At 59.0% G+C, this 12,705-nt stretch carries 12 protein-coding genes and 3 pseudogenes; 7 read left to right on the top strand and 8 right to left on the bottom strand.

Annotated features, from left to right (window positions below; all coding sequences use genetic code 11):
- Both KNN17_RS22485 and KNN17_RS21345 read left to right on the top strand, forming a co-directional pair.
- Positions 1-493: pseudogene (locus KNN17_RS22485) on the top strand (IS3 family transposase); the annotation flags it as partial.
- Between the two features lie 306 nt (positions 494-799).
- Positions 800-2,023 carry an amidase gene (locus tag KNN17_RS21345; protein ID WP_308196868.1) on the top strand — a complete coding sequence of 408 codons (1,224 nt, stop codon included), beginning with the start codon at positions 800-802 and terminating at the stop codon, positions 2,021-2,023.
- Positions 2,024-2,039: 16 nt separating this feature from the next.
- Here the strand turns inward: KNN17_RS21345 and KNN17_RS21340 are convergent, their stop codons facing one another.
- On the bottom strand, positions 2,040-2,450 hold the full coding sequence (locus tag KNN17_RS21340) for an NAD(P)(+) transhydrogenase (Re/Si-specific) subunit beta (protein ID WP_241710843.1): 411 nt from the start codon (positions 2,448-2,450) through the stop codon (positions 2,040-2,042).
- On the bottom strand, positions 2,447-2,992 hold the full coding sequence (locus KNN17_RS21335) for a proton-translocating transhydrogenase family protein (protein ID WP_242599065.1): 546 nt from the start codon (positions 2,990-2,992) through the stop codon (positions 2,447-2,449). Before KNN17_RS21335 ends, KNN17_RS21340 begins: the two co-directional genes overlap by 4 nt.
- Before the next feature lie 129 nt (positions 2,993-3,121).
- Here KNN17_RS21335 and KNN17_RS21330 point away from each other — a divergent pair, with 129 nt between their 5' ends.
- From KNN17_RS21330 to KNN17_RS21320, 4 genes and pseudogenes are all read left to right on the top strand, one after another.
- Positions 3,122-3,457: a hypothetical protein gene (locus KNN17_RS21330; RefSeq protein WP_241710841.1), complete on the top strand. Its 336-nt coding sequence runs from the start codon at positions 3,122-3,124 to the stop codon at positions 3,455-3,457.
- A gap of 764 nt (positions 3,458-4,221) precedes the next feature.
- A complete protein-coding gene (locus tag KNN17_RS21325) occupies positions 4,222-4,785 on the top strand; it encodes a hypothetical protein (RefSeq protein ID WP_241710840.1) in 564 nt (187 codons plus the stop codon).
- 200 nt (positions 4,786-4,985) lie between these two features.
- Positions 4,986-5,117 (top strand): hypothetical protein, encoded by a 132-nt coding sequence (locus KNN17_RS22480; RefSeq protein ID WP_274619768.1) that lies wholly within the window; start codon positions 4,986-4,988, stop codon positions 5,115-5,117.
- A 52-nt stretch (positions 5,118-5,169) separates the two neighbouring features.
- Positions 5,170-5,336, top strand: a pseudogene (locus tag KNN17_RS21320) (IS30 family transposase); the annotation flags it as partial.
- Positions 5,337-5,567: 231 nt separating this feature from the next.
- On the opposite strand, the gene KNN17_RS21315 reads toward KNN17_RS21320, so the two are convergent.
- The 6 genes from KNN17_RS21315 to KNN17_RS21290 form a co-directional block, all read right to left on the bottom strand.
- On the bottom strand, positions 5,568-6,065 hold the full coding sequence (locus KNN17_RS21315; protein WP_241710839.1) for an NADPH-dependent FMN reductase: 498 nt from the start codon (positions 6,063-6,065) through the stop codon (positions 5,568-5,570).
- Positions 6,066-6,091: 26 nt separating this feature from the next.
- Positions 6,092-6,328, bottom strand: a complete 237-nt coding sequence (locus KNN17_RS21310; protein ID WP_241710838.1) for a hypothetical protein — start codon at positions 6,326-6,328, stop codon at positions 6,092-6,094.
- A 305-nt stretch (positions 6,329-6,633) separates the two neighbouring features.
- Entirely contained in the window at positions 6,634-7,995 is a 1,362-nt protein-coding gene (locus tag KNN17_RS21305; RefSeq protein WP_241710837.1) for an NtaA/DmoA family FMN-dependent monooxygenase, read from the bottom strand.
- Between the two features lie 132 nt (positions 7,996-8,127).
- On the bottom strand, positions 8,128-8,892 hold the full coding sequence (locus KNN17_RS21300) for an amino acid ABC transporter ATP-binding protein (RefSeq protein WP_274619767.1): 765 nt from the start codon (positions 8,890-8,892) through the stop codon (positions 8,128-8,130).
- Complete coding sequence (locus tag KNN17_RS21295) at positions 8,889-9,869, bottom strand: amino acid ABC transporter permease (protein ID WP_241710836.1); 981 nt, start codon at positions 9,867-9,869, stop codon at positions 8,889-8,891. The genes KNN17_RS21300 and KNN17_RS21295 overlap by 4 nt, the downstream gene beginning before the upstream one ends.
- Positions 9,870-9,894: 25 nt before the next feature.
- Positions 9,895-10,812 (bottom strand): transporter substrate-binding domain-containing protein, encoded by a 918-nt coding sequence (locus KNN17_RS21290; RefSeq protein ID WP_241710835.1) that lies wholly within the window; start codon positions 10,810-10,812, stop codon positions 9,895-9,897.
- 1,423 nt (positions 10,813-12,235) lie between these two features.
- On the opposite strand from KNN17_RS21290, the pseudogene KNN17_RS21285 reads away from it, so the two are divergent.
- Positions 12,236-12,538 (top strand): annotated as a pseudogene (locus KNN17_RS21285) (transposase); the annotation flags it as partial.
- Positions 12,539-12,705 lie beyond the last annotated feature (167 nt).

Genomic DNA, 12,705 nt, shown 5'->3' with positions numbered 1-12,705 from the left:
CTGTCGGCCCAGAGACGCTCCGCGACTGGCTGGTCAAGTACCGCGAGGGGAACATCGGCACGGAGGCGGATCTGATGGCGACGGAGCGGGCCCGGCTGAAAGAGCTTGAGCGTGAGGTTCAAGTGCTGCGGGCGCAGACTGCCCTCTTGAAAAAAGCCAGCGCTTACTTCGCGCGGGAGCAGAGGTAGTGAGCAAGTCTGAATTCATCGATTCCCGAGAAGCTGAGCCCGCCAACCTGAATCCGGTCGTGAAAATGTGCCGCTGGTTGTCCGTCTCGACGTCCGGTTTCTATCACTGAGCCACACGTCCGCAATCGGCCACGTCGGCGCGCCGCGAGGCTTTGACAGCGCGGATCCAGCACAACTTCGAGGAGTCTGAGGGCACCTACCGGTACCCGCGGGTTCACACCGATCTCGCCGCGGAACAGACCGAGTGCTCTCCCGAATTGGTGCGGCAGATCATGCGGCGACCAGGGCCGGTGGCCTGTCAACCACTCCGTTCACAAACCCAACGATCAGACGTTGTCTGATCGAAGATAATCTTTCTATTGAATGACCCGTAGTCAAAGCTTTTCATGGAAGACCAACAAAAGGCGTGCTTGTCGCGTCCCCGCAGATGCTCACAGCGAGTCGTTTGGGCAAACCTGAGCAGTCCCGAAGTCCCCGCAACTCACCACAGCGACGCAATCGGCCGCGCAACCGATGTCCACGGCAATACGCGTCAACCGTCCCGGAATACAAGACTCTGCCGGACACCCCTGCAGTGCCGGTAGACGCGAGATTAGATAGGATTTGAGAGAGTGCCACAGTTACGAGGATCCGCCTTCGTTCCACACGATATTGCATACCCGCTGATTGGGTCTGTGCATGGACCTCTCGCAGGGATGACAGTTGCAGTCAAAGACATGTTTGACATCCGAGGCGCCTCCACCAGTGGCGGAAGTCCCGCTTGGCGAGATGCTCACCCGCCCGCTGCGGCGAACTCGGGAGCCGTACAGCGACTACTCGATGCAGGTGCAAGCGTTGTCGGCAAAACAGTGGCTGACGAGTTCTTTTACTCAACTGTCGGCACCAATGCACACTTTGGCACTCCGCTCAACCCACATGCGGTCGGCAGAATCCCTGGAGGATCTTCCAGTGGATCTGCGTCTGCGAGTGCCTCGGGGGCTTGCGACTTCGCGATCGGAAGCGACACGGCCGGCTCTGTGCGTGTGCCTGCCGCCTTGTGCGGGGTATACGGAATCCGGGCTTCCCGAGATCGTTTTGATTTCACCGGTGCCATGAAGATGGCGCCTTCATTCGATGCGGGTGGCTGGTTTGCGGCCACGCCGGGCGTCTTCCGTATGGTCGGCCGGATATTGCTCCAAGGTGTGTCCGTTCCTGGGGCAATTGAGCGCGTCGTGCTGCTCGACGACGCACTCGAGGTGGCCGACCCGGCAATTGCCAAAATCGTCGAAGACGTGGTTTTCGGCGTTGAGGAAAAGTTCTCCCACATTGGACGGACGCGATCTTCGACCGAAGGCCTTGAGGTCTGGCGCGAGGCGATGCGAGTTGTGCAGGCCTGGGAGGTTTGGGACACTTTCGGCGATTTCGTTCGGAGCGAAAGCCCTGAACTCGGCCCCGGCGTTCGCGAAAGACTGATTCTCGCCTCTCGGATTGGCGAAGAAGAAATGCGTGCTGCTCGCCGAGTTCTGCATGGCGTCACGGAACGAATGGAAGCGCTAGCGCCAGTGGGTACGGTCTTGGCTCTTCCGACGACTCCGGTCGTTGCACCCACTCTCAACGAGGAGGAGGGCTCGCTTGAGTCATACCGCGTTAATGGGATGAGACTTTCGTGTATTGCGAGCATCTCGGGACTGCCGCAGGTCACTATTCCGATGGCTTATCTCGACGGCGCGCCTGTTGGTGTGTCATTCATCGGTTGGCGCGGCGGCGACGAGCAATTGCTCGACCTCGCAGTTGCGATGTCGCCGCTAGCAGCCAGTCTCGTGAGGACTTCCAAGTCTGCCGCAGTGACGAACTGATGTGGCTGTACCGCTGTCATGCACTCCGCCAAGGCGCGCCTGCCACTTCGGGTCTTACTTGGGTATAGGGTCGGGCGGCATGGCGCCATTCCACTACACGGACGTGCCGGAGCCCGATGGCCCCGCCGACCACCACAGCGGCCACCAGCAAGATCATGCCGGTCAGGCCATGGCCAGTGCTCCAGGCGCTCTGGAGGGTCAGCCAAACCATGGCCGCCAGGGCGATGATCATGCCGGTAATGCCGTAGGCGACCCCGGCGCGGGCGTCGTACTTGCTCAGGCAGGCGAGGCTGAGGATGAACAGCAGAACCGTTACGATGTAGATCGCCCCCGCGATGAAGTAAGCGGTCAACAGACCGGAGACAGTGTCAGACACGGTAATGCTCCTCGTAATGATTCCTGCTGCTGCTTCGGTGACAGCGCTCATGAACCTGGCTTCTCTCCACGGGAGAACATCGCGAGCAGGTGGCGGGTGACGGCGAAGCCGCCGAGGATGTTGATGCTGGCGAGCAGTACCGCGACGGCTTCGAGGAGCGGCATCATGGGGTTCTCGGACGTCACCTGCAGAGCGCCGACGACGATGAGCCCTGGGATGGCGTTTGTGACGGACATCGGCGGGGTGTGCAGGGCGTGGTGGACTTTGCCGATGACGTAGAAGCCGACCACGATGGAGAGCATCAGCACCGTGAAGTATCGGGGCAGCGGCGCGGGGGCCACCGCGCTAGTTCCTATCAGCACCGCGATCCCTGCGGCGAACATTCCGGCCTTGCTGGCAGGGCTGAGCCCTGTCTTCTTCGCGGCATGGGCGGAGCCTTCAAAGTTCCCGCCCTGGCAGGCATCCATGTAAACGATGACGGTGCCCGGTTTCGTGCCAGCCACCTCCTCAGCCGTGAGCAGCTTCGGCGCCGGGCGTCCCGGAATCAGGGCCGTGGACGAGTTCTTGCATTGGATGAAACTCGTCCGGGTCAACTGGCGATGGACGTTATGTTATGTCAACCTGGATGAATCAATTCACCCCAATCCCCCGTTACATCAGGACGCGATCACCCACCTCGGGTTTGCGCGGATTTTTGCACCTCTGCAACCCTGACAGGCAACTTGACAGACGATCCAGACGGCTGCGCGGTTATCTGTGACGGCGTGAGACGGCAAAAGACGGCGGTCGATGGTTCCGGGCGCGTGCTTCAACTGGGTACTGTTCGGCTGCTGCATTCCGAGGAACAGACGCTCGAGGACAAGTTCACTGGCTGGCGCAACCAGCAGCCCCCAAGGAACCTTCAGTTCGACACGATTGATAAGGGCACCGGATGTGTCCGAAGGTTAGTAAACCAGGTGAACGAGATCCGGTGGAACTGGTCACCGGCCCAGGTCGAGGCGTATTTCGGTGACCTGCGCTCGATCCATCAACTAAAGCACTCCACGATCCGCGGTTAGCACTCGATCCTCCGCCTGTACACGTCCTACGTATAGACCAGGTCGAACTCATCGCGGCCTCAGGCAAGAAAGGCTGGAAAGCAGCCTACCCCGACACCGTCATGATGAAAGTCACCTACTTTACGATCTGAGGTTCAACGAGCTCCGGCACCTGTAAACAATTGATTTCGCGACCAATCCGCAGGCGCGAAGGTTAGGAAAGCAGGCGTCTACAAGGTCCGCTTCGGCAAGTCACGCAAGGGCTCCCCTCACAACCCCCGCAGCGTCCTGACGGTCTTCGACTGGACCGCCAGTGTCATCGAGGACTGAATCGCCAACGGGCGGGGAAACTCCTCTGACCCACGAAGGACTCGAGGCGCAAGCCGAGTCAGCGGAACGAGAAGCGAACAACTTGCGTGCCCTGTTCGTCCATCACGGGCTCCTTTTCGACCAAGATCCACACCTGGCCCAGTTCGAGGCCTGGGTCGAGGCAAGCTCCGCCCCTTGCCCGACGAAGTCGCAAAACCTGTCGAGCACTTTGCCAAATGGCACCACCTCCGGCGCATCCGGTCCATGCCACCACCGGAGAAAAGCGCCCGTGGCCCGGTGCACCCCGCCAAACAGGAGATCACCGAAACCATAAGATTCCTGGACTGGCTCTGGACGACTCACCAACGAACCGCAGAGAACTGCACCCAGTAAGACATCGAGACCTGGCGAGCCACCGGACCCACGCCAGAAAAGCCATCCGCACCTTCATCAACAACACCGGCACAAACGACCGCGTGGAAATGGGCCACTACACCGCCAAAAGCCGCCCCACGATCACCCAAGACCCACCCCTAGACGGGCTCCGGGAACTGCTCACCGGCACCAACGAGTCTCTCCCCTACAGAGCGGCCGGCACCCTGCTCCTGCTCTACACCCAACCGCTGGTCCGGGTGGTCGACCTACGGGCCGACACCGTAGACACCAAGGAAACCGGCGGCAACATGCGGATCACCTTTGGCACGCACCCAGTGCAAATCCCCAACCTTTGCGAAACTGCTCCGAGAACACCTTCAAACCGCGCGAACCTCCGAACAGGATCGGACACCGAAAGTCCCCGGCTCTTCCCGAGGACGCGAGCCGGCCAACACCTCCACCCCAACACCATCATGGACAGGCTCCGCAGCCTCGGCATCGACCTGCGCGGCGCGCGAAACACCGCCTTCGACGAACACCCCACCCTCACACCGCCACCCCTGGTAGCCGAGGCCCTCGGATACAGCCACCAAGTAGCATTCCTCCACGCCGACGCGGCCTGTGACGCCTGGTCCCGCTATGTCACCCTGAGGACCGGACCCTGAACGCAAACGTGCTCGCCCATGGTCCATTCGGTGAACCGACAGGGTTCCGGACATATGAGGGAGGGTCATCGAACCCCGCTCTAGCCTTGATCGTTGCCGGGATCTTCTGTCGGCGGCAGCTTCTCAGTGCCCTCGAAGTACGACTTCTGCCAACAACGATAGGCACGCAAGGCCTGTTACCGCGCCACCGATCACAGCGGTTGCCCACCGCGGAAGCTCAGGAAACCGTCATCGAACGAACCCTGCAGTCCATCGGCACACTTTTCGCCCAATACGCCACCGGGTACCTGGGTTCCTCCGTCGAACGGCGCGCCAAGAACGCCGAACACTAGGCCGTGTGTTCTCCCTGCTGGAGATCCAGGACCTCCTCGATGAATGGATCGTCACCGCCTGCTGCGCCATTGGTCGCCAAGAGCACCGACCTGAACGTCCACACCGCCCACTACCTCAAACGCGTCCAGGAAAGCCTCAACAACCTGCCCCGACCCACACTTGGTCTCGCCACACCCAAGCAGAAATTAAACGAGCTCCCCCTCGCCGCAGCTGCCTGAATGTTGCACCGACCCAGCCTGCGTTCTGGTCTGGATCACCAGACGCCAGAGGAGTATGAGTGATCATATTATGATCTACAAACTACCCGTTACCCGATGTCGCCGGCTAACAAATAGGCGGCATGATTCCCGGGCCGGTTCAACATGGCCGAAGGCCTCGAAAATGCAGGTATCCATGGTCAAATGCAGCCGATGCAGTGCAACCGGCATAGCAAGATCTCGCCTTGACAATCAGATCGGAGTGGTAATGCAGCGATGAATCACTGGTTTCCAGCGCTCAACCCAAGCTTCAAGTCCGGGATCAGTTTCCCAATTGGCATCGATCTGATAGACCGAGGGAGTGGGACACGAAGCGCCAATCTCGGAAAGAACCGGGCGAAGAAAGGCTTCAGAAGCAAGGGCATGATGTGCAGTGGCGCCCAGCATGAAGGGCACTGCCACCACCCCTAGCATGCCTGTCTCGCCCTCAAACTTATCAAGGAAGAGCTTCAGTAGACCCGTATATGTGCCCTTATAGGTTGGAGATGCGACGATCACGAGGTCGGAACTCCGAACGGTTGTCTTTGCCCTCCTGACTCTGGGGTCGTCCCTCTCCAATAAGGAGGCTCCAAGTTCGGCAAGTTCGATCGTTGTGACGCTCGTCGATCCGAGCCTGTGCGCAAGGGACTCTGCTGCCACCCGCGTTCTTGATGCCGCTCGCGGATTTCCAACCACTACTGCAGTCTTCATCGTTCGCCTTTCGTTGAATAGGTGATCTACCAGTCCTGGTGTTCGTGGGTCAGTCCGAAGGGGGCAGAATCGCTGAGGCCGACCGTGAACGAATTCTTGTCGTGTTGGGTGACTAGAATTCCCTGATGCCGTTCCTGCATCGCCCATCTCATGCGCGCGACCACGCAGTTGATGCCCGCAGCCTGCAGGTACCGGACAAGAACGAAGCCGGTAGGACCGGACTCGTGGACGACCGTGACGGGTGCCTCGAACCGGTGATCCATTCCAGCACGATGGCCGGGTCAGCAGCCATCGTGTGGGTGCTGATTTCACCGGTGGCCGGGTTCAGGGCGTTGGCCAACCACGTTGACCGCGTAGACATCCAGACCGATGGTCATGCCGTAATCGGTCACTTTCACGAGCAGGATGTCCGGTTTCTCTCGCCTCAGTCCCGTGTCTTGTCTCGAGCCCAGGCCCCAAGGGTCACGTTCGCTGACGGTGAAGTGTCGAAGCGGGACTGATCGGACCGGCCCATAGTTAAGCCGTTCAAGATAGTGACTACCGCAGCGACGCCCCTAGACTTCGGCCATCACAGAGCTGTGACTTCGTCGATGTCTCTTTTGGTTCCAGTTGCCGGACGTGCCAAGCCGAGGTTTTCACGTAGCGTCTTACCGACGTAGTCCCTTTTGGCGAGACCACGCCGCTGTAGTTCGGGAATGAGGAGGTTGCAGACGCTGTCGTGCCCTTCAGGGATCGTTACCGGTGCGATCGCGAACCCGTCGCAGGCGCGCTCTTCAAACCATTCCTGCATGTGATCCGCGACGTCGCCAGGTGCCCCCATCGCGAAGCCGTGGCCGAGGGCGATGTCATTGTTCATGACAATCTCGCGGATCGTTAACCGATCCCGAACTGCCATGTTGTAGAAGTTATCGTAGCGGCTTGCGCCAAGAGCATTGCGATTCGCATTCTCAGGCTTCACCAGCATTTCCGTCGGGATCGGTTTCTCCGGATCTAGTGCACTAAGATTGGCCTGCATAGCCACACTCAGGTTATTGATTCCGGCCTCAAGGTCAAGATATTTACCGAGGTGGTCCCGGAATTCTCGGGCACCTTGGGAGGTCTCCGCGACAATCGGCGTAAGGCCCGGCAAAACTTTGATACTGTCGGGGTCTCGACCTTCGGCCACCGCGCGGTCCTTGATTTCCTTATAAAAATGCTTAGCGGCCTCCAGTTCTGTCTGTGCAGTGAATACGACTTCGGCGTGGCGAGCTGCGAACTTGATGCCTTCGGGGGATTGACCCGCCTGAACGATCACGGGACGCCCCTGTGGGGACCGGTGCATGTGCAGCTGACCTTGAACCTTGAAGAATTCGCCTTCGAAGTCGACCGGGTGCACGCTGTCGGAACGAGTCCATTCGCCCGCAGCGCGGTCATTGATCACAGCGTCGTCATCCCACGCATCCCACAGAGCGTCCACGACCCTCATGAACTCGTCGGCGCGCTTGTAACGGGTTGCCTTTGGAGGCAGCTCGATTCCGTAGTGCTCTTCGCCCCCGCTTGACGTGACTGCGTTCCAGCCGACGCGTCCGTCGCTGAGCCAGTCGACGCTTGCAAGGAATCGGGCCAGGTTGAATGGATGAATGAAAGTCATCGATGCTGTCGCTATCAAGCCGATGTTCGTTGTCCTAGCCGCAAGACCGCTCAAGAGCGTAAGAGGCTCATAGCCAGTTGAAAACGGATGCTTACCGATCCGATTCGCTGATTTATAAATGACGTTGGCAAAGAATACTGCGTCGAACTTCGCCCGTTCAGCCTGTTGAACAATCCGGGTGGGGAGATCGAGGGTGTAGAGCTCCTCCACGGGGGAATTCGGCAGTCTCCACGCCGAATTCATACGGCCCGTGTCCGAAAAGAACATCACCAGACTCATTAGATCTTCGCGCGTGGGCACAATCACTCCTTGATTACTCATTGTTATTAGTTGGTACGCCACTGATGGGACTGTCAGTGGCGGGGTGTGAACGTCAGTTTACGGAGGTCCGTTCAGCAGGTGGGTGCCGTGTCATCGGCATCCAACGCACGTTTAATGAACACGTTCCAGGAATGCACGCGTCCGCGCTTCACGCGGGTTTGAGATGATCTGCGACGGTGGGCCTTCCTCGACAATCCGCCCACCGTCCATGAATACAATCTTGTCGGCAACGTCGCGCGCGAAGCCGATCTCGTGCGTCACGATCAAGAGGGTCATTCCCTCGTTTGCGACGCCACGGATGACTTGGAGCACTTCGCCGACCAGTTCAGGGTCGAGAGCGCTGGTCGGCTCGTCGAAGAGGATCAACTTCGGGTCAATGGCAAGGGCTCGAGCGATCGCGACACGTTGCTGTTCGCCGCCCGAAAGTTGCCGCGGATACTTGTCTCCCTTGCCAGCAAGACCCACCCGTTCGAGCAGTTCCAGGCTCTTCTTTGTGGCTTGCGGCCTGTCTTTGCCGTGGACTGCTATCTGGGGGAAATTGACGTTTTGCAAGGCCGTCATGTGAGAGAAGAGGTTGAAGCCCTGAAACACCATGCCAATCTGCGCACGCTGTACGCGCACAGCCTTGGCTTTCATCTCATGGAGCTTGTCGCCGCGCTGATTGTACCCGAGGACTTCACCGTCGACCATCATTCGTCCGCCGTCGATCTTGTCCAGATGGTTGACGCAGCGCAGGAGCGTGCTCTTACCGGCACCCGATGGCCCCAGCAAGCAGCACACCTCTCCCGGCATCACGTCAAGCCAGACATCCTCAAGTACGCGCACTTTTCCGTAGTGCTTCTCAATGCCCTGAGCAGAGATCATCGGTGTCGTCATGAGCGCTGCGACCTTCCCGTTAGTTTGTTCCATAGGAATCGCATGATGGACGGTGGCGGATTTCGCCGGGTTCCGCGTGCGAAACGGTTCTCAATGAAGTGCTGACCAATACTGAGGATGCTCGTCAGCAGCAGGTACCAGAGAGAGGCGACTACGAGCAGCGGGACGATTTGAAAACTTCTGTTGTAGATGACTTGCGCCTGGTGGAGCAGCTCGTAGAAGGCGACCGTACTGGCGAGAGACGTACCTTTCAGCATTCCGATGAACTCATTGCCCAGAGGCGGGAGGATAACGCGCATCGCCTGGGGGAGGATGACCGCCTTGTAAGTCTGGAGCCGCGTCAGACCATAGGCGGTCGAGGCATCGATCTGGCCTTCATCGACGGAGAGGATTCCCGCGCGGACAATCTCCGAGCAATACGCGCCGAAGTTGAGCCCCAGGCCGAGCAGAGCGGATGTCATGGATGTCATTATTGTGTTGGTCGAGGCATTGAAGATTTCCCAGCCGAAGATGCTCAGCCGGAGGTTCGGGAAGATTGATGACAAGTTATACCAGAAGATCAGCTGGACAAGCACCGGGGTCCCCCGGAAGAACCACTGATAGAACGAGGCGACCGATGACAGGATCGGGTTTGGCGATAGTCGCATGACTGCGATCAGGGAGCCGATGGAGAGCCCCAGCGCTACTGCGAGGACCGTCATATACAGCGTGCCCCAGACACCCTGTAGGATTTGGTCGTTTAGTAGGAATTCCCCGACAACGTCCCATCCGAACGCTGGTGTCGAAACGAGAACTTGAATCGCCCAGATGACGATTAGCGTGATTACGACGGCCGAAACCCATCGCCACGGATGTCGAAGGGGGATCACTTTGAAGCGCTTCGGGTTGTCCTTCTCCTGATCCCCGAGAAGTTGCGATAAGGCAGCCATCAGCTTCCTCCTGACAGGAATGGTGACGCCGGAACCGTCGCCGCGCATGAGTCAGTGACTCGGTTTGAGAGAGTCATTTTGCCGTGGATCCCGTCAAGGAAAGCGCTTTGGTGTTGATCGTTGGCGGCAGGACAGCTGTCTTGGTGATTCCTGCGTTGTCAGTGATGGTCTTCCACGTACCGTCCTTGATAAGTTCGTCGATTGCTTGGAGGACGGCGCGCTCCATTCCCGCATCTCCCTTTTTGAAGACCCAGCCGACGGGCGGGTTCGTAGGATGGACGCTCACGGCCCCCGGAAGGGCAACCAAGCCGCTTCCCTTCTGGCCCTCCGTGTACTTACCGACTGCGATCGTCGTCTCAAGGGTATCGATCCGACCGTTCCGTATGGCCTGGAACTCGGTGCCGACGTCGGTGAACGCTGTCAGAGTAGGCGCAGTTTTTCCCGCCTTTGCGCATGAGGAGACGTAGTCATTGAAGTTGGATATCTGCTGAGAACCCGTGACTGCCCCGAAGGTGCGACCACAGAAATCATCGACCGACACCTTATTCGGATTGCCCTGTGCAACAATGAGTCCCATTTCGTCGACGTTGTAGTCCATAATGTCGACGACTTTCTGCCGCTCTGGCGTGTCGGCGTATGCACCGAGGGAGAAGTCGAAGCGACCGTTCTGGATGGCTGGGATGACAGCGGAGAAGTCCATATCGTGGAAGTTGATTTTCAATCCCAGCTTCTTTGCAACCGCCTCGGCCATCTGAACCTCAATACCCGCCGGCTTACCGTCTGCGTCGGTGTATCGATAAGGCGGGTACTGAAGATACGCCGCGACCTCAAGTGACCCCCTGTCCCTGACGTTACCCGGGAGGGAAATATTCCCCGCCGCCGGCGTCTCACCACCGGAAGCTGAGCCTCCGCTGCAGCCTGCGATTATCGTTGCTATCAAAGCGAAGGCCGTTCCTGCCCCGATCGCCCGAGTTTTGTTGTTGCGAAGCACTATCCCTACCTTCTGGGTGATTTTAGACCGGATGGTCCTTGAATAGTTGCCAAAATGGCCGTATGAACCGATCAGAGTGTGAACCGTTTCCTCGGTTGATTTTTCATCCGTGAGGAGGCTTCCGCGGAGGCCCGTTCTAGTATGGTACTATGTCACATCGAAACTAGCACGTCCTTCACATCACGTCAATGGTTTGCTGGTTTCCCCGGTTCAGTGAGAATAATTGCAAATCTCCGCGATATTTACGCTAGTGACAGCGGTCAGTAGGGAGCTTGCGGTATGGACCATTGCCACACAAGAAGCCCGCACTGCCAAGCCTGAATTTATGGTGCAAAGCATCCGGGGGGCAGACCTGCGGTGGACTGAGCGGTATATGGCTGCTCTTTCAACCCTGGGACTTTCGTTCGAGTCACGTCGAGTCGACACTGCCGTAGTGGACTGTAGATCGGGAGGCGGAAACCGTCCCGTCAGTGCTTTTATGCGCGCATCACCGCAAGCGCGCCGGTCTGGAACACGTAGTTGGAACGGGTGGAGGATCGACACCGCAGTCGCGATCGACCAGCGCGGCCACGGGCCGTTGTTCTCTGGAGAAGAACGCTGAAGCTTTTTAGGAAGTCATTTTCCCTCTCGACCTCATGCAGCCGGGCTTCCAATGCCCTCTATTTCGCCGGATTCCACCGGATGATCATCCGGTTTGCCGGCGCCCTCCGAGTGGCCCTCATTATGCGGCCTCACCCACCGCTTCAGGCGGTTACGGAAATTCCCAGCTCCGGCGCAACGAAGCCAGCGAACGTCCTGAGGAAATCACATGCGCAACGGCATCAGCCCTGATCTCATCGGAATAAGGTTGGTCGAGCAGACATGGACACAATCCTTCAAACTGTCTCTCACATCAGTAGTACACCTCAGCTTGGGCGAACGTGGAGAAGGAAGTGCCCGTACCAGCCGGTGTATTGGTGCATCTGGGAGTGAACCATGCCGGTTTCGGCGGGTCCGTTAACGTGGGCCCGCGCCCGGGAGTAGAGGCGGTTGCCCTTGGTTCCGGCACCGTTGGTCCGAGTCCGCCAGGCACCCGCGCGCAGGGAAGTGACGAGTCTTATCGGCGCGCCATTGCTCGCCCGGCCCGGCGGCGGGGTCGATGATCGTTTCGTTCATGGGAACGGCCAGCACGTAGTGCAAACCTCTGGCTTCAAGCCGGCGGCGGAGCCCCGATTGCTGTCCGGATAATTGCAACGGGAGGTAGATAGGAACACCCGACCTGGGAGGAGGTCCACCCGCCCGAGGGTGTCAGAATACTGGGGGGTGTCAGATGGTTTGTGTAGGAGTTCCGGTCCGCGGTTGATTGGAGAACCCTGTGACCATGATTGATGCCAATGAAGAGTTCAGCGCCGAGCTCGCGGCCAAGGTGGCCGCTGCCGGGGGCATGGAACAGCTCCGGGAATCAGGTGCGTTCGACGAGCTGATGGAGCAGATCGACTCCGGTGAACTGCAAATCGATGGAAAGAACGGGTTCCTGAACCAGATGATCAAGGCCGTTCTGGAACGAGGGCTCAAGGCCGAGCTTTCCGGTCACCTGGGCTACGAGAAAGGAGATTCGGCAGCACGGTTGCTGCCGAATTCACGCAATGGCTCGTATCCCAAGACGCTGGCCAGCCAGGTCGGAGACGTCGAGCTGGCCGTCCCGCGCGACCGGAACGGAACGTTCACTCCGCAACTGGTGCCCAAGGCGGGTGCGGATGCTGTTGCCCCGCTCTTGCTCGAGGTGATCGAGGAATCCGGCGATCAACGGTGCGACGAGATCGGATAGATCCAATGCTGACGGCGTGAGCCTTGTATGTGCCGAGGCGTATCCGAGCAGCAGCCTCAGGGTGTCGCGGTAGGCGGCAACTGTGG

The sequence above is a fragment of the Arthrobacter bambusae genome (genome assembly GCF_022606295.1).
Taxonomy (GTDB): Bacteria; Actinomycetota; Actinomycetes; order Actinomycetales; family Micrococcaceae; genus Arthrobacter; species Arthrobacter bambusae_A.
The sequence above is the reverse complement of the archived record's forward strand: the minus strand, read 5'-3'. Positions and strand labels throughout refer to the sequence as shown.